Below are 25,928 nucleotides of genomic sequence, written 5' to 3'. Positions count from 1 at the left end.
GGCACCCCAACTAGGGTGCGGCGCAAGCGGTTCAGGTGCCCAGAGCCAAACAGACCACCGGCATTGCGATGTCAGTGGCGGGTGCCACAGTGGGGGAGTGAGCAAATCCATCGGCGGCTGCCGTCCGCCCGTCGTCCCGGCCCCCGGCCGGGAGACAGGCGGCGCAGGCAGCAGGGGGTGACATCGGTCGTGTCAGGTACGGGTGTGGAGGTGGGCGTGCAGTCCGCGCGTTCCCAGGCGCTCGCCGTGCTGCGCATCCGCAGCAGGGCGCTCGCCGTCGCGCTGCTGCCCGCCGCCGTCGCCGTCGTGCTCATCGCGGGCGGCGTCACGGGCCATATGACCGGCGGGAGTTGGGACGTCGCGCGCGTCATCGTGACGGCCGTCGCCGCCCTCGTCCTGATCGCCGCCGCAGGCATCGCACTGGTGGTCGCGCGGTCCAGGCCCGCCGTCAGCCCGACCGTCCCGATCACCGAGGGCTCGGCCCCCGATCTGTACCGCCTGGTGCGGGACCTCGCCGACCGCCTCGACGTGCCGGCCCCCTCGGCGATAGCGCTCACCCCGGACTGCGACAGCTGGCTCGAGGACCGCACACATCCCGCGCACGGCCCGCCCGCGGAGAGTTCCGACTCGCGGCCCTCGAAGGACGAGGGCAATGGCGTACGGGACGGCCGTCCCGCCCCGCGCCGTCCGGCCCCCGTCGCTCCGGTGCTCGTCATCGGCTCCCCGTTCCTGTGGTGGATGCGGGTCGGCGAGCTGCGCGCGGTGCTCGCCCCGGTCGTGGCCGGCACGGGGCCCTCGGCGCACCCCGACATAGCCGCGGCCCGGCGTTTCATTCGCGGGCTCGACGCCGCCGTCGCGGTCACCTCCGCGCCGGGACGCGGTCCGCTCGCGCGGACGGTGCTCGGCGGTGCCGGCTGGGTGACGCGGCTGCTTCTGCGCAGTGTCCGGGGGCATGCGGGCGAGATGGAGCGTGGGGTCGCGGCAGCCGCCGCCGAGCGCGCCCAGGCCGTGGACTACGGGGTGCGGATCGTCGCCCAGGAGCAGGTGGGCCTGGCGTACGCCGGGTGGGACCGGCTCCTGACCAAGGTCGCGCTGCCCGCCTGGCGGATGGGCCGCTGGCCCTCCCGCCTGGACGCGGGCGTCGTCTCGGCCCTCACCGAGCTCTCCCGCAGGGACCGCCTGGCGGAGGGCTTCACGTCCCGCCTGGGCGAGCGCCCCGCCTGTGACCTTCTGGAGGAGCCGGGCTCGGTGGACGAGGCGGCTTCGCTGCTGGCCGCCCGCCTCTTCCACGGCGGCCCCGCCGAGCAGGGCCCGGACTGGGCGCCGGTGGCGTGGCAGGAGTATCCGGACGAGGTCGTCGACCGCAAGTGGCGCATGGACGCCGCGCGCCTGCACCGCGTACTGGACTCCCTGGGCGTCAGCCACTGCGCGGACCCGGCTACAGCCCACTCCAAGGGCCCGACGCTGGGCCGCGTACTGGACCATCTGACGGCGGAGGCCACGGAAACCACGGGGGCCACGGAGACCACGGAGACCACGGCGGAAGAACCCCCGCTCGGCGAAGAGCCCCTGCTTGCCGAGGAGTCCGGGGAGTCCGAAGAGTCCGAGGACGGCGAAGAGTCCACCGAAGGCCCCGGCGGTCTCCTGGCCGCGGGCCTCACCGCCGAGATCGCCCGCGAAGAAGCCGCCGCCCCGCCCCGCCCCGCGCCCACGGGACAGGGCCCGGACGACGCGCTCTGGGACGACGGGATGCTGCCGCTGTTCCCCCTCCAGCCGCCGCGTACGGGACGGGAGTTGCTGGCCGATCACGTCACGGCGCTGGTCTGCTGCGCGGCCGTGGACACGGCGGGCGCCGCCCCCGGTCTCGACTGGCTGGACGGCCCGTCCCTCCTGGTGGACGGGGAGCGCGCGGCGGATCTCACGCCGCATGTCCTGAGCCTCGTGGAGGACGGCGACCCCATCCCCCTGCGCGGCTGGCTGGCCCGCCTGGGCGTCCGCCCGGAAAAGCCGATCCGCCTGGTCTGAGCCGCCTCAACCGGCCGCCCCCGAAGCCCCACACCCACCTACGCCCGCCCACGCCCGCCCACGCCCATCCACCCGCACCCACCCACGCAGACCCCCACCCCGCGCCCGCCCCTCACCCCACTCCCCGGAACGCTCCCTTCCGTTCTCGGCGATTAGCGACGAACGGTGACGGAGTGCGTGCGTAATGTGATGTGCTGGGATCGGCCGTTTGTATGGCATGCGATCCGACAGCGCCGCACAGCGCGACGTAGGCAACGCAGAGCAATCTCGGGGGAGCAGCGAGGGAGGGGCACACACATGGGGTCGGAGCAGATCCGCAGGTGGGAATCGGGCGCGCTGGCGCACGCCGTGACCGACCCCTTCGGGCAGGGGCCCCTGCCCTGGCTCCGAGGCGCCGAGCACTACTTCGACGACACGGGCCAGGTCGTCCCCTGGTACATCGACCACGCCCCGGCCCCCGGCGCGCAGAACATCCCCGCACCCCGCACCCGCATCCGTACGAACGGCCCCCGTACCGCCGACGACGTGCACGGACAGATCAAGGGCTTCGCCTCCACCGGCGCCGCCGCCCCCGGCGAGGCGATCGACTTCCACGTCACGGTGGACCCGCCCCAGCAGTTCAGCGTCGACATCTACCGCATCGGACACTACGGCGGTGACGGCGCCAGCAAGATCACCACGAGCCCGCGCCTCTCCGGCATCGTCCAGCCGCCCCCGCTCGCCGCCGACCGCACGGTCTCCTGCCACCACTGGTGGCTCTCCTGGCGTCTGCAGATCCCGAGTTACTGGAGCGTCGGGGCGTACGTGGCGGTCCTCACCACGGTCGGCGGCTACCGCTCGCACGTCCCGTTCACGGTCCGCGACGACCACCGCGCCGATCTGCTCCTGCTCCTGCCGGACATCACCTGGCAGGCGTACAACCTCTACCCCGAGGACGGCCGCACGGGCGCGAGCCTCTATCACGCGTGGGACGAGAAGGGCCGCCTGCTCGGCGAGAGCGAGGCCGCGCACACGGTCTCCTTCGACCGTCCGTACGCGGGCGCGGGCCTGCCCCTGCACGTGGGCCACGCCTACGACTTCATCCGCTGGGCCGAGCGGTACGGCTACGACCTCGCGTACGCCGACACCCGCGACCTGCACGCGGGCCGCATCGACCCGACCCGGTACCGGGGCCTGGTCTTCCCGGGCCACGACGAGTACTGGTCGGCGAACATGCGCCGCGCCACGGAACAGGCCCGCGAGCACGGCACGTCCCTCGTCTTCCTCTCCGCCAACACCATGTACTGGCAGGTGGAGTTGGGCCCTTCCCCGTCCGGCGTGGAGGACCGCCTGCTGACCTGCCGCAAGCGCCACGGCCCCGGCAGACCGGCCCTCTGGCGGGAGCGGGACGGCGGCAAGGGGGCCGAACAACAGCTCCTCGGCATCCAGTACGCGGGCCGGGTCCCCGACCCGGCCCCCCTCGTCGTGCGCAACGCCGACCACTGGCTGTGGGAGGCGACGGGCGCGCACGAGGGGGACGAGATCGAGGGCCTGGTCGCGGGCGAGGCCGACCGCTACTTCCCGCGCACCGCGCTGCCGGAGCACCAGGGCCGCATCCTCCTCGCCCACTCGCCGTACGAGGACTCCGAGGGCGCCATGCGCCACCAGGAGACGTCCCTCTACCGCGCCCCCTCCGGCGCCCTGGTCTTCGCCTCGGGCACCTTCGCCTGGTCCCCGGCGCTCGACCGTCCCGGCCATGTGGACACCCGGGTCCAGCGCGCCACCGCCAACCTCCTGGACCGCATCTGCAAACGGGACTGACGCTCGCCGGCATCCCCCTGGCCGCGAGCCCTCTCCCCATGCGGGAGAATCAGCAGCATTCAGTCAGAACCACGGGGAGGAACCGTGTCCGGATTCGTAGAAAAGCCCGAGCCGCTTCAGGTGCCGGGCCTGGTGCATGTGCACACCGGCAAGGTGCGCGACCTGTACCGGAACGAGGCGGGCGACCTCGTGATGGTCGCGAGCGACCGCATGTCCGCCTACGACTGGGTGCTGCCCACGGAGATCCCTGACAAGGGCAGGGTCCTCACGCAGCTCTCCCTGTGGTGGTTCGACCAGCTCGCCGACCTCGTGCCCAACCACGTCATCTCCACCGACGTCCCGCCCGGCGCCCCCGCCGACTGGGAGGGCCGCACCACGGTCTGCAAGTCCCTGGCGATGGTCCCGGTCGAGTGCGTCGCCCGCGGCTACCTCACGGGCTCGGGCCTGGTCGAGTACAACGACTCGCGCACCGTCTGCGGCCTCGCGCTGCCCGACGGCCTGAGCGACGGCTCGGAGCTGCCCGCACCGATCTTCACGCCCGCCACCAAGGCGGAGGTCGGCGAGCACGACGAGAACGTGAGTTACGAGGAAGTGGCCCGCCAGGTGGGCGCCGAGACGGCGGCCCAGCTCCGCCAGGCGACCCTCGCGGTCTACGGCCGGGCCCGCGACATCGCCCGCGACCGCGGCGTGATCCTCGCCGACACGAAGTTCGAGTTCGGCTTCGAGGGCGAGACGCTGGTCATCGCGGACGAGGTCCTGACCCCGGACTCCTCCCGCTTCTGGCCCGCGGACAGCTGGCAGCCGGGCCGCGCCCAGCCGTCGTTCGACAAGCAGTTCGTCCGCGACTGGCTGACCTCGCCGGCCTCCGGCTGGGACCGCAAGAGCGAGCAGCCGCCGCCCGCGCTCCCGCAGGACGTGGTGGACGCCACGCGCGCCAAGTACATCGAGGCGTACGAGCGCCTGACGGGCATGTCCTGGTAGCGCAGTGGCTCAATAGCGCATACGAAGAAACCCCCGGCGCCGAGAGGCACCGGGGGTTTCTTCTCTGGAGCGGACGACCAGGTTCGAACTGGCGACCTCAACCTTGGCAAGGTTGCGCTCTACCAACTGAGCTACGTCCGCGCTGCGCCGAAGCGCGATGCCAACTATACCCAACCTCGCTCGCGTGCGAGACGCACCGCGGCATGACGGTTCTCGGCGCCGATCTTGATGGCGGCGGAGGAGAGGTAGTTGCGGACCGTTCCCTGCGACAACGCGGCCCGCTCGGCGATCTCCGCGACGGGCGCCCCGTCGGCGGCGAGTTCGAGCACCTCGGCCTCGCGGACGGTCAGCGGCGAGTCCCCGGCGGAGATCGCGTCGGCCGCCAACTCCGGGTCCACATAGCGATTACCGGCATGAACGGTACGGATGATCTCCGCGAGGCGCTGCGCGCTGACCGTCTTCGGCACGAAGCCCCGTACGCCCACCGCGAGCGCCCGTTTGAGATGCCCCGGTCTGCCATGGCTCGTCACGATCATGGTGCGGCAGTGCGGCAGTTCGTCCCGCAGCGATGTGGCGACACTCACACCGTCGGCGCCCGGCATCTCCAGGTCGAGCACGGCCACATCGGGTTGGTGGGCCCGTGCCATGGCGAGCGCCTCGGGCCCCGACGCGGCCTCGGCGACCACGACGAGATCGTCCTCCAGGGCGAGCAGCGCGGCGAGGGCGCCGCGGATGAGGTGCTCGTCATCGGCGAGCAGCACACGCAGGCTCATGGCGCGACCCTTTCGATCTCCTGTCGGCCGGCCCGCGGGGAATCGTCCTGCCGGGGGCGGTCCAGCGGCACCTGTGCGGCAAGGCGGAAGCGCCCGTCGCCGGAGGCGAAGTCCAGCGTCCCGCCCACCGCGGCGAGCCGCTCCCGGAGCCCGGCGAGGCCGGAGCCCTTCCTGCCTTCGGGCGCGGCCTCGGGGACTCCGTCGTTCTCGATGACCAGTGACGTACGTTCATCGGTGATCGTCAGGGTGATGTCGCACCGCCGCGCGTCCCCGTGCCGCAGCACATTGGTGGTCGCCTCGCGCACCACCCATCCGAGCGCCGACTGCACGGACACCGGAAGGCCCGCGGACGACCCGATCACCCGGCAGTCGATCCCGGCCGCCTCAAGTACCCCTTGCGCACCGGCGAGTTCGACGGCGAGGTCGGCCTCCCGGTAACCGCGTACCACTTCGCGCACCTCTCGCTGGGATTCCTGTGCGATGCGCTGCACCTCGACCATCTGGTCGACCGCCTCGGGCCGCCCCCGCCTGGCCAGCTGTACGGCCAGCTCGCTCTTGAGGGCGATGACCGCGAGGTTGCGCCCCATGACGTCGTGCAGGTCACGCCCGAACCGCAGCCGCTCCTCGGCCACCGCGAGCCGCGCCTCGACCTCGCGGGCCCGGTCGGCCTCCCACATCACGGCGAGCGTCCAGGCACCGCAGCGCGAGGAGACCAGCGAGATCAGACCGGCGAGGACGATCACCAGGGCCTGGCCGAAGAGCCGCCCGTCGTGGATGCCGGTCGCCGCCGCCGCGGCCACCGCCGCGACGGCGATCACGGCGATCCGGATGAGGAAGGAGCGGACGGGCACGGCGAACGCCAGGGACATCGTGTAGGGGACCACCCCGAAGAGGGACGCGAGGACGAGGGTCTCCGACTCGGCGCCGTCCACGATCTGCAGGGCGTTGACCAGGCCCAGGACGAGGACCATGAGCACCGCCGAAACGGCGAGATCGCGGCGCGGCATCCCCGCACGCTTCAGATAGTGGTCGAGGGACCCTCGGATGGTGCGGTTGACGTGCACGCACTGCACGGCGGCGAGTGCGATCAAGGTCCAGCCGAGGACGAGCGGAACCGTCTGGTGCCGCAGGCTCAGGCCGAGGGGCAGGGAAGCCCAGCTGAGGAAGAAGAGCCAGGGCATGGAGTGCCACATGGCCATGCTCTGCAGCTCCACCTTCCGGATCTTGCTGGAACTGTGCCAGTCCCGCTGCAGCCTCCGCATCCGCCCGACGACCACCGTTGGCCCCTTCCTCAACGCCGTGGTTCCCACCGGAACCACCGACGTACAGCAAACACCGAGACCACGGTCCAGGCCACAGCGGTGGCGGTGGCGCCGAGGGCGTCCGCCGCCCCGAGATTCCCCGTCCAGCCGCCCCGCACCAGTTCGATCACCGGCGAGAGCGGAAGCAGCTCGCAGACCGCGGCCAGCTTGTCGGGCATGACCTCGAAGGGGATGAAGAGGCCGGACCCGAACATCGATCCGAACGCGAGCGGCATGGCCATGACCTGCGCGGACTCCACAGACCTGCTGAAGCTGGCGGTCACCGCGCCGAGGGCGCCGAACATCACCAGGCCGAGCAGTACGCCGATGACGGCGAGGTGCGGCGCGCTCGGCGCCCCCGCGTCGAGCAGGACGACGCAGCCGACCGCGAGGACCACGGTCTGGATCACGCCGATGGCGACCGAGGGCAGCGCGGCCCCGGCAAGGATCTCCGGGTCCCGCAGCTCACCGGTGCGCAGCCGCTTGAGCACCAGTTCCTCGCGGCGCGCGGCGTAGACAGCGGTCAGCGTGGAGTAGACGGCGAAGAGCAGGGAGAAGCCGATGGCGCCGGGCACCACCACGGACCCGACCGAGAGCCCGGTGCCCTTGAGATCCATGCCGTCCGCGACCTGGCTCAGGCTGAACGGCATCACGAGCGGCACGAACAGCGCCGCGACCAAGGTCCCCTTGCTGCGTCCGAGCAGCGTCAGTTCGGCCCGGGCGAGGGCGGCCATCCGACGGGCGGGGGTCGTCACCGCCTGCGGGGTCAGTGTCAGCGCGCTCATGCCACCTTCTCCTTCTCCGCGACCCCGGCCGCGCTCTCGGCGTCCCGCGCGATGCGCAAGAACGCCTCCTCCAGCGACGCGGCCCGTACGTCGAGCCTGCCGAGCTCGACATTCGCGTCCCGCGCCCACAGCAGCAGCCCCGTGGCCGCCCGCTGCAACTCGTGCGTACGGAGCCTGACCCGACCGCCGACGATCTCGTGCTCGCTCACCCCGAGCTCGCCGAGCGGCGGCAGATCCCCGACGAAGTACCCGGTGGGCAGTTCGAAGGAGACGTGCGAGGGCTGCTCGGCCACCACGTCGGCGACCCGGCCCGCGGCGGCGATCCGCCCCTCGTGCAGGATCGCGAGCCGCTCGGCGAGGTTCTCGGCCTCCTCGAGGTAGTGCGTGGTGAGCAGCACGGTCGTGCCGCCGTCGCGCAGGGCACGCACCAACTCCCAGGTCTCGCGGCGCCCTTCGGCGTCGAGCCCGGTGGTGGGTTCGTCGAGGAAGAGCACCTCGGGGCGCCCGATGAGAGCGGTCGCCAGGTCGAGCCGCCGCTTCTCGCCGCCGGAGAGCATCTTCACGCGTACGCCGGCCCGCTTGCCGAGGCCCACCATGTCGAGGGCTTCCGCGACGGGGCGCGCGCCGCTGGTGCACGCCGCCCACATCCGTACGGTCTCGGCGACCGTCAGCTCGGAGGGGAAGCCGCCTTCCTGGAGCATCACACCGATCCGGTGGCGTACGGCGCCCCGCTCGGCGTACGGATCGTGCCCGAGCACCCGCACCCGCCCCCCGGCGGGTGGGGCGAGCCCTTCGAGGAGTTCGACGGTGGAGGTCTTGCCGGCGCCGTTGGTCCCGAGCAGCGCGAACAGCTCGCCGCGGCCGACGGAGAACGAGACCCCCCGGACCGCCTCGAAACCGCCCCCGTACACGCGCCGCAGATCGGCCACGTCGATCACTTGGTCAGTCACTTGGTCAGTCATGAGAAGAGCGTCCCCCGGCCCCGGGCGCCGGAGCAGTGCGCGCTGTCACCGGCTCGCATGACAAATGTCAGAAGTCGATCAGCTGAAGGAGCCACAAGGAGCCACAAGGAGAGACAAGGAGACCCGGGGAGCCACAAGGAGAGACAAGGAGACCCGGGGAGACACACGAAGAAGGCCCCGGTCGCGATGACCGGGGCCTTCTTCTCTGGAGCGAACGACGAGGTTCGAACTCGCGACCTCAACCTTGGCAAGGTTGCGCTCTACCAACTGAGCTACGTTCGCATTGCCTCCGACCAGCTCTCACTGATCGGCGCGAGCACCAGCCTACCGCACTCGAAAGAGTGCTCGGTGAGCGATGCAGAGCGGGTGACAGGAATTGCACACTGCGCCTTCCCCCTGGAAGGGGGATGTTCTACTACTGAACTACACCCGCAAGACTCCGTGAGGTTCGGGCCTTTCGGCCTTGCCCCTCGGCGTGCTCCAGACTTTAGCCGACCGGCGGGGGTGCAGGTCAAGTCGGTTGCCGAGGGGCCCTCCTGGCAGGCCATCGGCCGAGGTCGGCCGGGGTGGGCCGGAACGTCAGTTGGCCGCCTCGAAGGCCTCGTAGACCTTCTTCGGGATGCGGCCGCGCGGCGGGACGTCCATCTGGTGCGAGCGGGCCCAGGCGCGGACGGCGGCGGGGTTCGCCGCCACTGTCGTGTGCCGGTAGGCCTTGCCGGACTTCGACTGCTTGCGGGCCGCGTCCAGGTACGGGGCAAGTACCTTGCGCAGTTTCTTGGCATTGGTTTGATTGAGGTCGATCTCATACGACTTGCCGTCAAGACCGAAGGCGATCGTCTCCGCCGCTTCCCCGCCGTCGATGTCGTCAAAGAGAGTGACTACGACACGCTGCGCCACGAATATCGGTCCCTTCGTGCGGCTCCACCGACGTTGACGTGCGGTGATGCCGACTGTCCGGCTGTTATGGGCACTGTTATGTGCAAAGGATCGGCCAATGCCTTTTCCTTTGTACAGTGCTCGGCATTGCATTGTGAAGCCCGACTAAATCCGCCCGCGTGTCCGGGTGCAATGGCGATGCGTGATCTTTTCCAGGATTTTTCGCGAAGGTGCCCCGTTCGATACCCGAGTATGAGCGGGAACGTGACCGTCCTCACGTAGGTTTCTACGAATCTACGCGAGTAGAATTTTTGTGCGGGTAGTCTGAAGGGACCGCTCAGCCAGCACCACACACCGGGAGTGCCAGTGGCACGCGTCGTAGTCGACGTCATGCTCAAGCCGGAGATCCTCGACCCCCAGGGCCAGGCGGTGCAGCGTGCACTGCCGCGCCTCGGATTCAAGGGGATCGCCGACGTACGTCAGGGAAAGCGCTTCGAACTCGAGGTGGACGGGCCCGTCGATGACGCGGCCCTCGCCCGTATCCACGAGATGGCGGAAACCTTCCTCGCCAACACCGTGATCGAAGACTTCTTCGTAAAGGTGGAGGAAGAGAAGTGACTGCTCGAATCGGAGTCGTCACTTTCCCCGGAACGCTCGACGACCGCGACACCCAGCGCGCCGTCCGCGTCGCCGGCGCCGAAGCAGTGCCGCTCTGGCACCGGGACAAGGACCTGAAGCAGGTCGACGCCGTGGTGCTTCCCGGCGGTTTCTCGTACGGCGACTATCTGCGGGCCGGGGCCATTTCACGGTTTTCGCCCGTCATGGAGTCGGTCATCGCGCAGGCGAAGGCGGGGATGCCGGTTCTCGGTATCTGTAACGGCTTCCAGGTGCTCACCGAGTCGCACCTGCTGCCGGGCGCGATGCTGAGGAACAACCACCTGCACTTCATCTGCCGCGAGCAGAAGCTGCGCGTGGAGACGGACCGGACCGCATGGACCGCCGACTACACGGCCGGCCAGGAGATCCGGATCCCGCTCAAGAACATCGACGGCCAGTACACGGCCGACGAGCGGACCCTGGACATGCTGGAGGCCGAGGGCCGCGTCGCCTTCCGGTATCTGGACGGCAACCCCAACGGCTCGCTCCGTGACATCGCCGGCATCACCAACGAGGCGGGCAATGTCGTCGGCCTCATGCCGCACCCCGAGCACGCCGTGGAGCCGCTGGTCGGGACCGGCCGCACCGACGGCCTCGGATTCTTCACCTCGATCCTGAAGAAGCTGGTCAACGCATGACTCTGGACACCGTCAAGCACGCAGCCGAGACTCCCGACGTCAAGCTGCCTTGGGCCGAACTGGGCCTGAAGGAAGACGAGTACGCGCGCGTACGCGAGATCCTGGGCCGCCGTCCCACCGGCGCCGAGCTCGCCATGTACTCCGTCATGTGGTCCGAGCACTGCTCGTACAAGAGCAGCAAGGTCCACCTGCGCCAGTTCGGCGAGAAGGCCCCCGAGGCTGATACACCGGGTGGGGGCGCGATGCTCGTCGGGATCGGTGAGAACGCGGGCGTCGTCGACGTCGGCAACGGCTACGCGGTCACCTTCAAGGTCGAGTCGCACAACCACCCCTCGTACGTCGAGCCCTACCAGGGCGCGGCCACCGGTGTCGGCGGCATCGTCCGCGACATCATCGCGATGGGCGCCCGCCCGGTCGCGGTCGTGGACCCGCTGCGGATGGGCGCCGCCGACCACCCCGACACGAAGCGTGTCCTGCCGGGTGTCGTCGCGGGTATCGGCGGCTACGGCAACTGCCTGGGCCTGCCGAACATCGGCGGCGAGCTCGTCTTCGACGCCTGCTACCAGGGAAACCCGCTGGTCAACGCCGGTGCCATCGGCGTCATGCGGCACGAGGACATCCACCTGGCGAAGGCCAGCGGTCCCGGCAACAAGGTCATTCTCTACGGGGCTCGCACCGGTGGCGACGGCATCGGCGGCGCCTCGATCCTGGCCTCCGAGACCTTCGACGACACCAAGCCGTCGAAGCGTCCCGCCGTGCAGGTCGGTGACCCCTTCCAGGAGAAGCTCCTCATCGAGTGCACCCTGGAGGCCTTCGCCGAGAAGCTCGTCGTCGGCATCCAGGACCTCGGTGCGGCCGGTCTCTCCTGCGCGACCTCCGAGCTCGCGTCCAACGGCTCCGGCGGCATGCGCGTCGAGCTGGATGACGTACCGCTGCGCGACTCCACGCTCACTCCCGAGGAGATCCTCATGAGTGAGTCGCAGGAGCGCATGTGCGCGGTCGTCGAGCCCGAGAAGGTCGAGCGCTTCCTCGCGATCTGCGAGAAGTGGGACGTCATCGCCACCGTCGTCGGTGAGGTGACCGACGGCGACCGGCTGGAGATCTTCTGGCACGGCGAGAAGATCGTCGACCTCGACCCGCGCACCGTCGCCCACGACGGCCCGGTCTACGAGCGCCCCTACGCGCGCCCGAAGTGGCAGGACGCCCTCCAGGCCGACGACGCCAACAAGCTTGTCCGGCCCGCGAGTTCGAAGGAACTGCGTGAGCAGGTCCTCGCGGTCATCGCGTCGCCGAACCAGGCCTCCAAGGCGTGGGTGACGGATCAGTACGACCGTTTCGTGCAGGGCAACACGGTGCTCGCGCAGCCCGAGGACTCCGGCATGGTCCGCATCGACGAGGAGACCGGCCTCGGTGTCGCCCTCGCCAACGACGGCAACGGCCGCTACTCGAAGCTCGACCCGTACGCCGGTGCGCAGCTCGCCCTGTCGGAGGCGTATCGCAACGTCGCCGCGACCGGCGCCAAGCCGCTCGCCGTCTCGGACTGCCTGAACTTCGGTTCGCCCGAGGACCCGGACGTCATGTGGCAGTTCGCCGAGACCACCCGTGGTCTCGCCGACGCCTGCCAGATCCTGGGCACCCCGGTGACCGGCGGCAACGTCTCGCTCTACAACCAGACGGGCGAGGCGGCGATCCACCCGACCCCGGTCGTCTCGGTGCTCGGCGTGATCGACGACGTCGCGCGGCGCACGCCGATCGGGTTCGCCGAAGAGGGCCAGCTGCTCTACCTGCTCGGTGACACCACCGAGGAGTTCGGCGGTTCGGCCTGGTCTCAGGTCGTCCACGACCACCTCGGCGGGCTTCCCCCGAAGGTCGACCTGGAGCGCGAGCGGCTGCTCGCCGAGATCCTCATCTCGGGCTCGCGCGACGGCATGATCGACGCGGCGCACGACCTCTCCGACGGTGGCCTCGCGCAGGCCGTCGCCGAGTCGTGCCTGCGCGGCGGGAAGGGCGCGCGCCTGGTCGTCCCGGACGGCCTGGACGCGTTCACCCTCCTGTTCAGCGAGTCGGCGGGCCGCGCGGTCGTGTCCGTCCCGCGCTCCGAGGAGCTGCGCTTCACCGACATGTGCGGGGCGCGGGGCCTGCCCGCGACGCGCATCGGTGTGGTCGACGGCGACGCGGTGGAGCTCCAGGGCGAGTTCACGCTCCCGCTGGCCGAGATCCGTGAGGCGCACGAGGGGACCCTGCCGGGGCTCTTCGCCTGATCCGCCTCCCGATCCAGCTTCGAAGCCCCCGTCCGGGCCTGCTGATCCGAGCGGGGGCTTCGTCACGCTCGCGGGTCGCGCGGAGGCCGCCCCGGTACCGTGACCTGCATGACTGAGGAGCTGGGGCTGCGCGCGCGCAAGAAGAAGCAGACCGCGTCGCGGATCTGGCGGGCCGCCGTGGACCTCTGCTCCGAGCGCGGCTTCGATCACGTCTCCGTGGCGGAGATCGCCGAGGCGGCCGACGTGTCGAAGATGACCGTCTTCAACTACTTCGGCACCAAGGAAGGCGCGATCGTCGGCCCGATGGAGGAGCACGTCGGAGATCCGGCCCGCGCGGTGCGCGAGCGGCAGCCCGGGGAGTCCGCGGTCGCCGCGATGCGCGGCCAGTTCCTGGGGCAGATCGCCGGACGCGACCCGTCGATCGGCCTCAGCGGTGACCCGCGCGCCCTCAAGGTGCGCCAGCTCATCAGTGAGACACCGACCCTCTCGCTGCGCATGGTCAGCTTCCACATGCGCAGCGTCCAGCTCCTCGCGGACGCCCTCGCCGAGGAGACGGACGACCTGCTCCTCGCGCGGGTGGCCGCCGCCCAGCTGATCGGCGCCCGGAACGCGCTCATCGTCGAGAACCACGAGCGCACCCTCGCCGGCGACCCCCTCGACAAGATCGCGAAGGACTGCGCCGAGTCCGCCGAGCGCGTCTTCGGCCAGGTGGAAAAGGGTCTTCGGGGCTACCCCGGGAAGAATTAGGCTCGCCCCATGCCACCGGCCAAGAAGCGCACGCGTTCGTACGACTCCGCCAAGATCCGCACCGCCGTCCTCGCCCAGTTCGGGAACGTACGGGAAGCGGTCGCCGCCCTGGAGCCCGAGCAGCTCGCCCTGCCGACCCGGCTCGGTGGCTGGACCGTCCGCGAGCTCGCCGCCCATCTCACGATGGCGCTCGGCGGCGCCACCCGCTTCCTCACCATGCCGGAGCCCCTGGCGCGCGAAGTGGCCCTGCTGGACTGGCCGTTCGCGACCGCCTCGGCCGCCGCTCAGGTCGACGAGGCCTCGCGGGCCTTCGCCGCGCAGGAGGATCTGACCGGTCTTTACGCGCGCACCCTCGCCGACTTCGAGGAGGCAATGCCCGAGGTCACGGCGGGCCGGCTCATGCCGACACGGTTCGGCGCGATGACCCTTGACGACTTCATGGTCACCCGTACCGTCGAGCTCATCGTCCACACCGACGACCTGAACGACGCGGTGCCGGGCCTGGACGTCCCGTACGACCGTCAGGCGCTTGCGGCCTGCACCCGGCTGCTCGCCGACGCCCTCGCCGTGAAGGCACCCGGCGGTGCCGTCGAGGTGAGGGTCCCGCCGTTCGCCGTGGTCCAGTGCGTCCAAGGGCCCCGGCACACCCGCGGAACCCCGCCGAACGTCGTCGAGACCGACCCGCTCACCTGGATTCGCCTCGCGACCGGGCGTACGGAGTGGAAGGCCGCCCTCGACGCGGCGAAGGTGGGGGCGAGCGGGGAGCGGGCGGATCTGGCGGGGCTGCTGCCGGTCATGAGCTAGCCGGGCGCTCCGGATGGCGCGAAGGGAACCGGATGGCGCGAAGGGAACCGGATCACCCACTTGTTCCGTCACACCGGCATGCAGAAGCAACGACTGACTCCGACCGTCATGGCCCTGGCCGCCGCGGGCATGCTCACCGCGTGCGGCACCGAGACCGGCTCAGGCAGCGGATCCGTCGGGTCTCAGCCGAGGCTGTCCGGCGTCCACTGGAGCGTCGAGAGCGTCACGGTGGACGGCAAGAAACAGCAGGCCCCGGGCGATGCGTACGTCAAGATCGGCGACAAGGGCAAGGCCGAGGGCAACTACGGCTGCAACGGCTTCACCGCGGACGTGAAGACGGACGGCGACACCGTCGGCTTCGCCAATGCCCTCTCCACGAAGCGGGGCTGCGAGAAGCAGGACTTCGAGAACGCCTTCAAGGCCGCCCTCGCCAAGGGGGAGCTGAAGGCCACCGTCGAGGGCGACAAGCTGACGCTCACCACCGACAAGGGAGACCGCGTGGCCCTCACCTCGAAGCCGGAGGCGGACGCCCCGCTCACGGGCACCAAGTGGAACGTGAACGCCATCGGCGACGGCAAGGTCGCGGCGTCCCTGCCGAAGGAAGTGGCCGGCAAGGCCCATCTGACCTTCGGCAAGGACGGCACGGTCCGCGGCAACCTCGGCTGCAACAGCGTGAGTGCCAAGGCCGAGGTGACGGACGGGCAGATCACGCTCGGCGCCCCCCGGACCACGCGGATGATGTGCCAGGGAGCCGCCGGGGACACCGAGAAGAAGCTCCTCAAGCTCTTCGACGGCAAGGTGAGTTACGAGCTGACCCACGATGGGCTCTCCCTCACCGCCGCCGACGGGACCGTCGTCAGCGCGAACGCCGTCGACCCGAAGGAGAAGTGACGGGGACGCGGCGTGCGCGGGACTTCAGCAGGAACGCGCCGCCGAGGGCGAGCATGAGGCCGCCGCCGACCGAGTAGGCGAGCGTGGTGTCCGCGTCGCCGCCGGTCTCCGCCAGTTCGGTGGAATCACCGGCGGGGCGGGCCGCGTTGTTGGTTTCCGCCGGGCTGTCCTCCACAGGCAGGGCGGTGGCGGTGGCCGCCTCCTTCGGCGCCGCCACGCCGTCCAGGCTCACCCGCACCGTCGCCGTCTCGGCCCCCGCCTTCACGACCTCGACCTCGACCTTCCGGGCCTCGTCCGTCAGCGTCGCGCCCGCCTTGAGCGCGTCCGCGTAGGCCGGGGCGCCGCTGTCGGAGCCGTCGACGTCCGGCGTCGGGTCGATGAGCGCCGACTTCGCGTAGTCCTCGGCCGGTACCCGGTAGGCGTGCACCCCCTGGATGCCGCCGTCGACGGTGCCGGACTCGTGCCGCAGCTCCACGACGAGACGGTCCTCGCCCAGCGGAATGTCGAGCGCGCGGACGCCGCCGCCCGCCCCGTACAGCGGACGCAGCGTGTACGTCGCCGACTTGCCGACCTTCGCGACCTCGCCGCCCGTCAGCCACTTGTTGTGCAGCAGCTCGGGCGAGGTGAGCCCGGCCTCCCAACCGCCGCCGCCCATCGGAGTCTTGTGGCTGGTGCCGTCCTCCTCGCAGCCCGCGCCGAGATCGCCGTCGGGGCAGCGAAGGCGCATGTGGTGGCTGTAGCCGAAGTTGTGGCCGAACTCGTGGACCAGGGCCGTCATCGACATCTTGCCGTCGGCGCCGACCGGCATCCAGGTGGTGCCGCCGCCTACGGTCCCGAGGGCGAGCCAGTCGCATCCGGCCTTCTCCGAGGGGAAGACGAGCGAGAGATGGTCATAGCTCTCCTCGGGAACTCCCTTCGCGGCCAGGGCCTTCCGCGTCAGGTCGTTGATCTTCCCGGTGTCGCACCCGGTGGCCGCGAGGTCGATGTCGACGGGCCCCGTGATGCCGTCCCCCTCGGCGGCCTTGAAGGTGGTCGCCCCTCCGGTGACCTCGTTGTAGTACGAGGTGAGGGAGCCTTCGGCGCCGAAGTAGTTGTTCTTCAGGGCGGTTTCCAGCGTGCCCGCGTCCGGTATCCGGCTGTCGGTGAAGTTCACCATGGCGACCTGGACGCGCCGCTCCGGCTCGTCGGCGGCGGGCGCGGGCGCCGCCGCGGCGGCGGTCAGGGCGGCGGCCACGGCGGCCGGTACGAGGCAGAGGCGCGGGGGCGGTTTCATGGGGACCTTCCGAGTGGGGGGACGCGCGGGCCGAAGATCAACTCGGGTGCGTGGCAGGCACGCTAGCGATCACTCGGGCCCCCGCGAACCCCCGGGAAGGCTTCTTGAGCCGCGCTTAAGGCTCAGTTCAGGCGGCGGCTCGTCCCGGACAGCGGTCTCAGGCGGCCGGGTAAGGCAGCAGCCCCTTGTCCGTCTTCTCCCAGGCCGCCTTCAGCTCGGCAAGGAGACGCGGCTCGCGCGCCGCCAGGTCGGCCTGCTCGCGCTGATCCGAAGCGAGGTCGAAGAGCTGGTCCTTGCCGCCCTTGCCCCGGTAGTACTTCCAGTCCCCGCGCCGCAGGGCCCGCTCCCCGCGCACGCGCCAGAACAGCTCCCGCTCCGCGAGCTCCTCGCCCTTCAGGAGGTAGGGCGCGAGGCTGGTCCCGTCCAGCGGGTACGCCCGGTCCGGCCTGGCCCCGCCGATCTCAAGGAGCGTGGCCGTCCAGTCCGGGGTGAAGACGGGCTCGTGGCTGACCTGCCCGCCGTCGAGCCGCGCGGGCCACCGCACGATGGTCGGCACCCGGATGCCGCCCTCCTGGAGCGAGGCCTTGTTGCCCGACAGGGGCCAGTTGTACGAGAAGCGCTCGCCGCCGTTGTCGGAGGCGAAGAAGACCAGGGTGTCCCGCTCCTGGCCGGACTTCTTCAGGGCTTTGAGGACCTCGCCGACCGACCGGTCCAGGTCCTGCACCATCTCCGTGTACTTCTCGACGGACCCGCCGTCCTGATGCCAGAGCGCGCCCTTCTCGCCCGCCTTGATCCTCCGTACGATCTCGGCGCTCTGTTCCTCGTCACCGTCGGCTATCCAGGGCCAGTGCGGCGTGGTGAAGTTCAGGTTGAGCAGCCAGGGCTTGTCCCCGTGGTCCCGCCGTACGTAGTCACTGGCCCGCTCGGTCAGGATGCGCGTGTAGTAGCGCAGGTCCTTGTACTCGGCGTCGCCCTCGTAGAGGTCGTACTCACCGCCGAGCCCCAGCTTCGAGTAGTACTCCAGGGCCCCGCCGAAGTTCCCGAAGAACTCGTCCCAGCCCGACCTGGTCGGCGAGTAGTCCGGCAGGTAGCCCGCGTGCCACTTGCCGATGAGCGCGGTCGCGTACCCGGCGTCCCGTAGCAGCGACGCCAGCGTGGGATGCGTCGGCTCCAGACCCACGGACTTGTCCGCGATCGGCTCCGCGAGCCCGCCCTCCGTACGGCCGGGAAAGCGCCCGGTGTAGAGGCTGAAGCGGGTCGGCGAGCAGGTCGCGGACCCGGCGTAGGCATCGGTGAACCGCACGCCCTGGCGTGCGAGGCGGTCCAGGTTCGGGGTCTTGATGTGCGGCGACCCGTAGGAGGACAGGTCGGCCCAGCCCAGGTCGTCGCCCAGGATGAACAGGATGTTCGGCCGCAGGCCGCTTGGGCGCGGGGCGGCACGGAAGGGCTGCTCGTCCGGCGTCCGGCCCTGGGCCTCGCCGGCTGACAGCCCGATAGCCGCCGCGGCGCCGGCTCCTACGGCGCCGCTGAAGGTACGCCGGGACAGTTTCTGCTCGTGCGAGGGCAATGTTTCTCCAGGGAAATAGGGGTAAATCCCCCGTTCCTGCCGCCGCGAAGGGGCGGTGCGACCGGGCAACGGAGATCAAGGAGAGGCCGGCGGGCCGCGACAGGAAAGGGGGTGCGCCCGGAACTCACCGGGGGCGAGGGGAAAGGCTGCCGAGTGACTCAGCGGAGCGGGTTCAGGCGCTGACGCAACAGATCGCGCTCGCGACACGGACCAGGTCGACGTGGCGGCGCTCCACAAGGGTGACCGACGGGTCACCGAGGGGCTGCGGGGGCATGGACCAGGAGCTTCACGGGCCCCGGACACTCCCGTCAACGCTCCGGCTCATCTGTTCACACGGGCTTCGTACTTCCCCTGCTGACAGGGAGCGCACCAGAGCCGCAATCACGCTCCGTACAGGCCCCGTATCCCCAATTCGGACCAGTGGTCGATCTCGCCTACACTCGATGTCGTGCCACGTGGTGACGGTCGACTCAATCATGATCTGCTCCCCGGCGAGAAAGGCCCCCAGGACGCTTGCGGCGTCTTCGGTGTCTGGGCTCCGGGTGAAGAGGTCGCCAAGCTCACTTACTTCGGGCTGTACGCCCTCCAGCATCGAGGCCAGGAATCCGCGGGAATCGCGGTCAGCAACGGCTCCCAGATCCTTGTCTTCAAGGACATGGGCCTTGTCTCCCAGGTCTTCGACGAAACGTCTCTCAGTTCGCTCCAGGGTCATATCGCGGTCGGTCACGCCCGCTACTCGACCACCGGAGCCTCCGTATGGGAGAACGCCCAGCCGACGTTCCGTGCCACCGCGCACGGCTCCATCGCGCTCGGGCACAACGGCAACCTCGTCAACACGGCCCAGCTCGCCGAGCTCGTGGCCGCCCTGCCCAAGGAGAACGGCCGCGCGACCCAGGTCGCGGCGACCAACGACACCGACCTGGTGACGGCTCTCCTCGCGGGCCAGGTGGACGACGACGGCAAGCCGCTGACCATCGAGGAAGCCGCCACCAAGGTCCTCCCGGACGTGCAGGGCGCCTTCTCCCTCGTCTTCATGAACGAGCACACGCTGTACGCGGCCCGTGACCCGCAGGGCATCCGCCCGCTGGTCCTCGGCCGCCTGGAGCGCGGCTGGGTCGTGGCGTCGGAGTCCGCTGCGCTCGACATCTGCGGCGCCAGCTTCGTCCGCGAGGTCGAGCCCGGCGAGTTCATCGCGATCGACGAGAACGGCCTGCGAACGTCCCGATTCGCGGAAGCGAAGCCCAAGGGCTGTGTCTTCGAGTACGTCTATCTGGCGCGCCCCGACACCGACATCGCCGGCCGGAACGTCTACCTCTCGCGTGTCGAGATGGGCCGGAAACTCGCCGAGGAAGCTCCCGTCGAGGCCGACCTCGTCATAGCGACCCCGGAGTCCGGAACGCCCGCCGCGATCGGTTACGCGGAAGCCTCCGGCATCCCCTTCGGCGCCGGACTGGTCAAGAACGCCTATGTGGGCCGGACCTTCATCCAGCCCTCGCAGACGATCCGCCAGCTCGGCATCCGTCTCAAGCTGAACCCCCTCAAGGAAGTCATCAAGGGCAAGCGTCTGGTCGTCGTCGACGACTCGATCGTGCGCGGCAACACCCAGCGCGCCCTGGTCAAGATGCTCCGCGAGGCCGGCGCCGCCGAGATCCACATCCGGATCTCCTCGCCGCCCGTGAAGTGGCCCTGCTTCTTCGGCATCGACTTCGCGACCCGCGCCGAGCTCATCGCCAACGGCATGACGATCGACGAGATCGCCACCTCCATGGGTGCCGACTCCCTCTCGTACATCTCCATCGACGGCATGATCGAGGCCACGACCATCGACAAGCCGAACCTGTGCCGCGCCTGCTTCGACGGCGTGTACCCGATGGACCTCCCCGACCCCGAGCTGCTCGGCAAGCAGCTCCTGGAGACGGAGCTGGCCGCCGGTCCGGCGTCCACGGCAGCGGCCGACGCGATCCGTCGCCCGTAAGCCCCGTAGTAACGACACGAAAGTTCTCACCCACATGTCTGCTGAGTCTTTTGAGCATGCTCCGCACGCGGGCACCGGTGCCAGCTACGCCTCCGCAGGCGTCGACATTGAAGCGGGCGACCGCGCCGTCGAGCTGATGAAGGAGTGGGTGAAGAAGACGAAGCGCCCCGAGGTCCTCGGCGGCATCGGCGGCTTCGCCGGACTCTTCGACGCCTCCGCCCTCAAGCGCTTCGAGCGCCCCCTGCTCGCCTCCGCCACCGACGGCGTCGGCACGAAGGTCGACCTGGCCCGCCAGCTCGGCGTGTACGACACCATCGGGCACGACCTGGTCGCCATGGTCATGGACGACATCGTGGTGTGCGGCGCCGAGCCGCTCTTCATGACCGACTACATCTGTGTCGGCAAGGTCCACCCCGAGCGTGTCGCGGCCATCGTGAAGGGCATCGCCGAGGGCTGTGTGCTCGCGGGCTGCGCCCTCATCGGCGGCGAGACCGCCGAGCACCCGGGCCTGCTCGGCCCCGACGACTTCGACGTCGCGGGCGCCGGCACGGGCGCGGTCGAGGCGGACCGCGTGCTCGGCCCCGATCGCATCCGTAAGGGTGACGCCGTCATCGCCATGGCGTCCTCCGGCCTTCACTCGAACGGGTACTCGCTCGTCCGGCATGTGGTCTTCGACCGCGCGGGCTGGACCCTGGACCGCCAGGTCGAGGAGTTCGGCCGCACGCTCGGCGAGGAGCTCCTGGAGCCCACCAAGATCTACTCCCTGGACTGCCTGGCGCTCACCCGCACCACGGACGTCCACGCCTTCAGCCACATCACGGGCGGCGGCCTCGCGGCGAACCTGGGCCGGGTCATCCCGGACGGTCTGCACGCGATCGTCGACCGCGAGACCTGGACGCCCGGCGCGGTCTTCGACCTCGTCGGCAAGGCCGGCCAGGTCGAGCGCCTGGAGCTGGAGAAGACGCTGAACATGGGCGTCGGCATGATGGCGATCGTCCCCGAGGAGTCCGCGGACGCGGCCCTCACCACCCTCGCGGACCGCGGCGTGGACGCCTGGATCGCCGGTGAGATCACCGAGCGCGGCGCGCACACCACGGGCGCCGAGTTCATCGGTGACTACGCGAAGTAGAAGCCCCCAAGGGCAGCACAAAACCCGGTCCGGTGTGGTGACCACCCCGGACCGGGTGAGGTGCAGTTGCTACGAGAACTGCGAATACTTCAGGTGCTGCGAATGCAACGAGGTCAAGCGCCGCGGCGCTGCGACGAAGGACCTGACTCGTCGGAAGAGTCCTCGTCCTCGTCGTCGTTATACAGATCCGCGTACTGGGCGTACGGGTCGTCTTCCTCGTCGTCGTCTTCGAACGGCTCGCCATTCGGCGGCTGTTGCGAAGTCGAAGCGCCCAGCTCATTGGCCAGACGCGAGAGGTCAGTCCCGCCGCTGCTGTACTTCAGCTGGCGGGCGACCTTCGTCTGCTTGGCCTTTGCCCGGCCGCGCCCCATGGCTCGACCCCCTCGGATATGGGGCTTGGTGACCCCAGAGTCTTGACACGCGTTCATGATCAGGAACGGGCTCTCCGTGGAGAGGCCGGTCCGTAGGGCTTCCACGGTACCTGCTCCTGCGGCCATACGGTACGTCGCCCGCAGGACGCGCCTCGGCGCACAACCCACGAGGAGCCCTGTCCTCGCTGGTCAACTGCGATTTTAACCTCTTCTTGCCGGGCGACCCGCCGACGGGGGTGAGTCTTGTCTCTCGCGCACGTCGGCGGGGCCCTTTCACGGCACCCGAAAGGTCAGCGGACGCGGGCCTCCGCCATCCGCTGCTCGGCGATCCTGTCGGCCGCCGCGGCCGGCGGAATGCCGTCTTCCTTCGCACGAGCGAATATGGCAAGAGTGGTGTCGAAGATCTTCGACGCCTTCGTCTTGCACCGGTCGAAGTCGAAGCCGTGCAGCTCGTCGGCGACCTGGATCACGCCGCCCGCGTTCACCACGTAGTCGGGCGCGTAGAGGATGCCGCGGTCGGCGAGGTCCTTCTCGACGCCGGGATGCGCGAGCTGGTTGTTGGCCGCGCCGCAGACCACCTTCGCGGTGAGCACCGGCACGGACTCGTCGTTCAGGGCGCCGCCGAGCGCGCAGGGGGCGTAGACGTCGAGGCCCTCGTACCGGATCAGCGCGTCGGTGTCGGCGACCGCGGTCACCGACGGGTGCTTGTGGGTGATCCGGTTCACGGACGCCTCGCGCACATCGGTGATCACGACCTCGGCGCCGTCCTCAAGGAGGTGCTCCACGAGGTGGTGGCCGACCTTGCCGACGCCCGCGACACCGACCGTGCGGCCGCGCAGCGACGGGTCGCCCCACAGGTGCTGGGCGCTCGCCCGCATGCCCTGGAAGACACCGAAGGCGGTGAGCACGGAGGAGTCGCCGGCGCCGCCGTTCTCGGGGGAGCGGCCGGTCGTCCAGCGGCACTCACGTGCGACGACGTCCATGTCCTTGACGTACGTGCCGACGTCGCAGGCCGTGACGTAGCGGCCGCCCAGGGAGGCCACGAAGCGGCCGTAGGCGAGGAGGAGCTCCTCGCTCTTGATCTGCTCCGGGTCGCCGATGATCACGGCCTTGCCGCCGCCGTGGTCGAGACCGGCCATGGCGTTCTTGTACGACATCCCGCGCGCGAGGTTCAGCGCGTCGGCGACGGCCGCTTCCTCGCTCGCGTACGGATAGAAGCGGGTGCCGCCGAGGGCCGGGCCCAGGGCGGTGGAGTGGATGGCGATGACGGCCTTGAGGCCGCTGGCACGGTCCTGGCAGAGCACTACTTGCTCATGGCCGCCCTGGTCCGAGTGGAACAGGGTGTGCAGGACGCCGTTGTCTGCTTCGGTCACTGTGGTGACTCCCGGTCAAGTGGCGGCGGTTGGGCGGGCGCCCGTGCGGGTGGCGGGGCCCGATGGGCATGAGACTAAAGCCTGGAAGAACCCGGTGGCCGCGCAGTGCCGAGGATCACCCTCTCCCGGCGCAGCGACCGGTACGGCGGAGTTCGGCCATGGCACGATTTGCAGTGTTTTCCAGCCGGTACGCGGGGGAGGGAGCAGCCGTGCCCAAGGTGTCTTCGTTGGTCGTCCCGTACGCGTCCTACTTGCGCGTCTATGAGCCCCTCGCCGCTTTCCCGGAGCCCGAGCGCGGCCACTGGTCCCGCTACGCGCGTCGCACCGACCGCCCCTCGTACCAGGACGAACTGAGGCGCTCCCTGGCCGACTTGCTGCCGACACCGCCGGTGCCCGTCCCGGTGCACGAGAGCAGCGACGCGTTCGTGGTCGAGTCCGACGGAGTGGTGTGCGTCTGCCCCTGGCGCACCCGGCTGCGCGGCTGGCAGGCACTGGGGGACCTGCCGGGCCAGTTGCCGGCCTCGGTGCTCGACGCGGTCCTGCCGCCGGTGGTGCGCCGCCAGACGGCCGCGGACTACGAGCGGTGGCTCGTCCGGAACCCTGACGCGCGCCCCTGGATCCGTACGTCGACGTGGCAGGTGCCGCTGAACTGGTTCGTGCTCGTCGCGGACGAGGAGCGGGAGTACGAGAAGGGGACGGCGGACTCGGCGCCCGTCCTGCGCTACCGCACGCCGATGGTGCAGGCCCGGCGCCGGGTGGCCCGCGGGCTCAGGACGCTGCGGGACACCCTCGACGACGGACCGCTCGTCGACGGACTCACGGACGTGGGCCGGTGGCTCGAGGAGTTCCATCCGCGCTCCCTGGTCGAGCTCGACTACGGCGGGCTCGTGCACGCCCTCACCGAGGAGCAGCTCGACGGGGACCACTCGGCGGCTGACGTGGCGGAGGGAATCGAGGCGCTGCGCAACGGCGACGGCGAGGGTGCCGGCGAGGCGTATGCGAGGCTCATGGAGCGATGGAGGGCGGTCCGGGACCGCCAGTTCTCGAACTGAACGTCGTCCGGGCGTCCGTGGGTGATCCCCGCGCGGCGTCTACATGGCGCTTACACGGGACGTAGGTCCCGATCCGGGCTTTTGTGTCAAGCGTGACGGACCGCACTTACGGGGCCCTTGCGCCCATCGCCCCCCCTCGTGCCAAAATAGGACAAGGAGTCCGGGGAGGGCTCCTTCCGTCCATGTGTGGGCGGAATGCTCAGCATTGCACGCTATGGGGGGTCTGTTGACTCCTGATCACTCTGTGACTGATCGTCACTGTGGCGTGACTGTCCGCTATGGCATGGTCCATCGGCTTCCGTCGCTGATAGACACCTGGGAGGGCAATTCCATCGGTTTGGCCGACGTGGCTGGACGGATGGTGTAGTTGTAGTGCCGAGGACAAGCCGTTCGTCCTATAACCGACTCGACTCGCGTCCGCCATTTCGGGCAACGCGGGTCAAGGTGCAGAATTTAGAGGAATGAACCGAGAAGGTTCGGTTCTCCGAGGAGGCCGCTCATGACCGCTCGCACCCCTGATGCCGAGCCGCTGCTGACCCCGGCTGAGGTTGCCACGATGTTCCGCGTCGACCCGAAGACGGTGACGCGCTGGGCCAAGGCTGGCAAGCTCACGTCGATTCGCACGCTCGGCGGGCATCGCCGTTACCGCGAGGCCGAGGTCCGCGCACTGCTCGCGGGTATCCCGCAGCAGCGCAGCGAGGCCTGATTTACCGCATTACCGCAGTACTAGGACGAAAAGTACGCCCGCTGCCGGGTCCCCCAACTCGGCCGCACCGTCCGACCCCTAGCTACACACGACGCGGGTCCCGCCCCAACGGGTCCCACGCCTGAGCCTCATGGGTGAGTCGTTTCGATCGCGCTGGACTCCGCCGGGTCCAGCGCGATCTTTTTTGTGCGCCCGGGAGGTGCTGGTGAGCGCCGCTGTGAGCGGGCTTGTTGGTCTCTGAGGGGTGCTGGGGCCGCGCTGTGGGAGACGCTTGGCGGAGGCTGTGCGGGTGGTGCAATTGCACATATTAAATTGACCGGTTGTAGGAGGGGTGTAAGTTCGGGGGTTTCAAAAACTACTTCGGTGACACCCGTCACATGCCGGGAACCTTGTTGCCCGCGACACCATTGGGCTAGAGGAGATCCCGGACGGTGCAGGGGAGTTGAGGGGTGCTGGTTCGAGCTGGTTCGGCACACCCGAGGGCCCTGCCCTCTCACCCTCCCACCACAGGGGTGGGTCGCGGGTCGGCTTTGGTCACGCGTTCGGGGGACTTTCGTCCTCGCCCGGCTCGCAGCCGCCCTCACAGCCGTTCTGGGCGGCGGAGGAGGTCTCCAGGGCCAGCCGTTCGAGGCGGTGGCAGATCGGGCAGTGCCGGGTCAGGTGGCGATAGCTCGTCGCCGCGGAGAGATGGGCCCGCAGGAGCGCGCGAGTCTCGTGCCGTGCGGACGCCGCTGAAGCCGTCATGCGCCACCTCCAGATGAGGAACCGGTCCCGCCCCTGTCCCCTGCTGCCTGGGTACCGGCGGAATGTGACGCAGTCAAGATGCCGGAACGCGAGAGGGGCCCCATCCGGCATCCGGATGGGGCCCCTCTTTTACTGCGGTCCTGACGGGATTTGAACCCGCGGCCTCCACCTTGACAGGGTGGCGAGCACTCCAAACTGCTCCACAGGACCTTGCTTTGCGGCGCTGATTGGTGCGTT

Annotated in this window: 24 protein-coding genes and 4 tRNA genes; 13 read left to right on the top strand and 15 right to left on the bottom strand. The window is 69.9% G+C overall.

Going from position 1 to position 25,928, the window contains the following annotated elements:
- The first annotated feature begins 189 nt into the window (after positions 1 to 189).
- The 3 genes from ACWFRU_RS32415 (at position 190) to ACWFRU_RS32405 (ending at position 4,806) form a co-directional block, all read left to right on the top strand.
- Entirely contained in the window at positions 190 to 2,025 is a 1,836-nt protein-coding gene (locus ACWFRU_RS32415; RefSeq protein ID WP_453691688.1) for a hypothetical protein, read from the top strand.
- Between the two features lie 297 nt (positions 2,026 to 2,322).
- Positions 2,323 to 3,825 carry a N,N-dimethylformamidase beta subunit family domain-containing protein gene (locus ACWFRU_RS32410; protein ID WP_453691686.1) on the top strand — a complete coding sequence of 501 codons (1,503 nt, stop codon included), beginning with the start codon at positions 2,323 to 2,325 and terminating at the stop codon, positions 3,823 to 3,825.
- Positions 3,826 to 3,909: 84 nt separating this feature from the next.
- Entirely contained in the window at positions 3,910 to 4,806 is an 897-nt protein-coding gene (locus ACWFRU_RS32405; RefSeq protein ID WP_453691684.1) for a phosphoribosylaminoimidazolesuccinocarboxamide synthase, read from the top strand.
- A gap of 65 nt (positions 4,807 to 4,871) precedes the next feature.
- Here ACWFRU_RS32405 and ACWFRU_RS32400 read toward each other — a convergent pair.
- The 8 genes from ACWFRU_RS32400 to ACWFRU_RS32365 form a co-directional block, all read right to left on the bottom strand.
- Positions 4,872 to 4,947: transfer RNA gene (locus ACWFRU_RS32400), tRNA-Gly, on the bottom strand.
- Positions 4,948 to 4,970: 23 nt separating this feature from the next.
- Positions 4,971 to 5,579 (bottom strand): response regulator, encoded by a 609-nt coding sequence (locus ACWFRU_RS32395; protein WP_453691682.1) that lies wholly within the window; start codon positions 5,577 to 5,579, stop codon positions 4,971 to 4,973.
- Positions 5,576 to 6,793: a sensor histidine kinase gene (locus ACWFRU_RS32390; protein WP_453691681.1), complete on the bottom strand. Its 1,218-nt coding sequence runs from the start codon at positions 6,791 to 6,793 to the stop codon at positions 5,576 to 5,578. Before ACWFRU_RS32390 ends, ACWFRU_RS32395 begins: the two co-directional genes overlap by 4 nt.
- A 77-nt stretch (positions 6,794 to 6,870) precedes the next feature.
- Positions 6,871 to 7,665, bottom strand: coding sequence for an ABC transporter permease (locus tag ACWFRU_RS32385; protein ID WP_453691679.1), 795 nt, complete (start codon positions 7,663 to 7,665; stop codon positions 6,871 to 6,873).
- Entirely contained in the window at positions 7,662 to 8,627 is a 966-nt protein-coding gene (locus ACWFRU_RS32380) for an ABC transporter ATP-binding protein (protein WP_453691678.1), read from the bottom strand. The genes ACWFRU_RS32385 and ACWFRU_RS32380 overlap by 4 nt, the downstream gene beginning before the upstream one ends.
- Positions 8,628 to 8,833: 206 nt before the next feature.
- Positions 8,834 to 8,909: transfer RNA gene (locus ACWFRU_RS32375), tRNA-Gly, on the bottom strand.
- Positions 8,910 to 8,988: 79 nt separating this feature from the next.
- Positions 8,989 to 9,060 (bottom strand) — tRNA-Gly (locus tag ACWFRU_RS32370).
- A 146-nt stretch (positions 9,061 to 9,206) separates the two neighbouring features.
- Positions 9,207 to 9,524: a histone-like nucleoid-structuring protein Lsr2 gene (locus tag ACWFRU_RS32365; RefSeq protein WP_363210158.1), complete on the bottom strand. Its 318-nt coding sequence runs from the start codon at positions 9,522 to 9,524 to the stop codon at positions 9,207 to 9,209.
- A 345-nt stretch (positions 9,525 to 9,869) separates the two neighbouring features.
- Here ACWFRU_RS32365 and purS point away from each other — a divergent pair, with 345 nt between their 5' ends.
- The 6 genes from purS to ACWFRU_RS32335 all read left to right on the top strand — a co-directional run bounded on the left by purS (position 9,870) and on the right by ACWFRU_RS32335 (position 15,501).
- On the top strand, positions 9,870 to 10,121 hold the full coding sequence (gene purS / locus ACWFRU_RS32360; RefSeq protein ID WP_135332092.1) for a phosphoribosylformylglycinamidine synthase subunit PurS: 252 nt from the start codon (positions 9,870 to 9,872) through the stop codon (positions 10,119 to 10,121).
- Positions 10,118 to 10,798, top strand: a complete 681-nt coding sequence (gene purQ, locus ACWFRU_RS32355) for a phosphoribosylformylglycinamidine synthase subunit PurQ (RefSeq protein ID WP_160505951.1) — start codon at positions 10,118 to 10,120, stop codon at positions 10,796 to 10,798. Before purS ends, purQ begins: the two co-directional genes overlap by 4 nt.
- Complete coding sequence (gene purL, locus ACWFRU_RS32350; protein ID WP_453691677.1) at positions 10,795 to 13,059, top strand: phosphoribosylformylglycinamidine synthase subunit PurL; 2,265 nt, start codon at positions 10,795 to 10,797, stop codon at positions 13,057 to 13,059. The genes purQ and purL overlap by 4 nt, the downstream gene beginning before the upstream one ends.
- A gap of 108 nt (positions 13,060 to 13,167) precedes the next feature.
- Positions 13,168 to 13,806, top strand: coding sequence for a TetR/AcrR family transcriptional regulator (locus ACWFRU_RS32345; RefSeq protein WP_453691676.1), 639 nt, complete (start codon positions 13,168 to 13,170; stop codon positions 13,804 to 13,806).
- Positions 13,807 to 13,815: 9 nt separating this feature from the next.
- Positions 13,816 to 14,610 (top strand): sterol carrier family protein, encoded by a 795-nt coding sequence (locus ACWFRU_RS32340; RefSeq protein WP_453691675.1) that lies wholly within the window; start codon positions 13,816 to 13,818, stop codon positions 14,608 to 14,610.
- A gap of 78 nt (positions 14,611 to 14,688) precedes the next feature.
- Positions 14,689 to 15,501 (top strand): META domain-containing protein, encoded by an 813-nt coding sequence (locus ACWFRU_RS32335; RefSeq protein WP_453691674.1) that lies wholly within the window; start codon positions 14,689 to 14,691, stop codon positions 15,499 to 15,501.
- On the opposite strand, the gene ACWFRU_RS32330 is transcribed toward ACWFRU_RS32335, so the two are convergent.
- The 3 genes from ACWFRU_RS32330 to ACWFRU_RS32320 all read right to left on the bottom strand — a co-directional run bounded on the left by ACWFRU_RS32330 (position 15,467) and on the right by ACWFRU_RS32320 (position 18,615).
- A complete protein-coding gene (locus ACWFRU_RS32330; protein WP_453691672.1) occupies positions 15,467 to 16,774 on the bottom strand; it encodes a hypothetical protein in 1,308 nt (435 codons plus the stop codon). The two genes, ACWFRU_RS32335 and ACWFRU_RS32330, sit on opposite strands and share 35 nt — an antisense overlap.
- A 157-nt stretch (positions 16,775 to 16,931) precedes the next feature.
- Positions 16,932 to 18,368: a sulfatase family protein gene (locus tag ACWFRU_RS32325; RefSeq protein ID WP_453691848.1), complete on the bottom strand. Its 1,437-nt coding sequence runs from the start codon at positions 18,366 to 18,368 to the stop codon at positions 16,932 to 16,934.
- Between the two features lie 145 nt (positions 18,369 to 18,513).
- Entirely contained in the window at positions 18,514 to 18,615 is a 102-nt protein-coding gene (locus ACWFRU_RS32320) for a putative leader peptide (protein ID WP_453691670.1), read from the bottom strand.
- A 174-nt stretch (positions 18,616 to 18,789) separates the two neighbouring features.
- On the opposite strand from ACWFRU_RS32320, the gene purF reads away from it, so the two are divergent.
- Positions 18,790 to 20,316, top strand: a complete 1,527-nt coding sequence (gene purF, locus ACWFRU_RS32315; protein ID WP_385932979.1) for an amidophosphoribosyltransferase — start codon at positions 18,790 to 18,792, stop codon at positions 20,314 to 20,316.
- Between the two features lie 34 nt (positions 20,317 to 20,350).
- Positions 20,351 to 21,445: a phosphoribosylformylglycinamidine cyclo-ligase gene (gene purM / locus ACWFRU_RS32310; RefSeq protein WP_453691668.1), complete on the top strand. Its 1,095-nt coding sequence runs from the start codon at positions 20,351 to 20,353 to the stop codon at positions 21,443 to 21,445.
- 113 nt (positions 21,446 to 21,558) lie between these two features.
- Here the strand turns inward: purM and ACWFRU_RS32305 are convergent, their stop codons facing one another.
- Complete coding sequence (locus tag ACWFRU_RS32305) at positions 21,559 to 21,816, bottom strand: DUF3073 domain-containing protein (RefSeq protein ID WP_363210148.1); 258 nt, start codon at positions 21,814 to 21,816, stop codon at positions 21,559 to 21,561.
- A 290-nt stretch (positions 21,817 to 22,106) separates the two neighbouring features.
- Entirely contained in the window at positions 22,107 to 23,189 is a 1,083-nt protein-coding gene (locus tag ACWFRU_RS32300) for a Leu/Phe/Val dehydrogenase (protein WP_453691666.1), read from the bottom strand.
- 209 nt (positions 23,190 to 23,398) lie between these two features.
- Here ACWFRU_RS32300 and ACWFRU_RS32295 point away from each other — a divergent pair, with 209 nt between their 5' ends.
- Both ACWFRU_RS32295 and bldC read left to right on the top strand, forming a co-directional pair.
- Positions 23,399 to 24,241, top strand: a complete 843-nt coding sequence (locus ACWFRU_RS32295; RefSeq protein ID WP_453691665.1) for a hypothetical protein — start codon at positions 23,399 to 23,401, stop codon at positions 24,239 to 24,241.
- 499 nt (positions 24,242 to 24,740) lie between these two features.
- The gene (gene bldC, locus ACWFRU_RS32290; RefSeq protein ID WP_003949541.1) at positions 24,741 to 24,947 is read left to right on the top strand and encodes a developmental transcriptional regulator BldC; all 207 of its coding nucleotides are present in this window, start codon (positions 24,741 to 24,743) and stop codon (positions 24,945 to 24,947) included.
- A gap of 534 nt (positions 24,948 to 25,481) precedes the next feature.
- On the opposite strand, the gene ACWFRU_RS32285 is transcribed toward bldC, so the two are convergent.
- Positions 25,482 to 25,691 (bottom strand): DUF6274 family protein, encoded by a 210-nt coding sequence (locus ACWFRU_RS32285; RefSeq protein WP_453691663.1) that lies wholly within the window; start codon positions 25,689 to 25,691, stop codon positions 25,482 to 25,484.
- A 135-nt stretch (positions 25,692 to 25,826) separates the two neighbouring features.
- Positions 25,827 to 25,901: transfer RNA gene (locus ACWFRU_RS32280), tRNA-Asp, on the bottom strand.
- Positions 25,902 to 25,928: the final 27 nt, after the last annotated feature.

It is taken from the genome of Streptomyces sp. NPDC055099, assembly GCF_053607685.1.
This window is presented reverse-complemented; position numbering and strand designations above follow the sequence as displayed.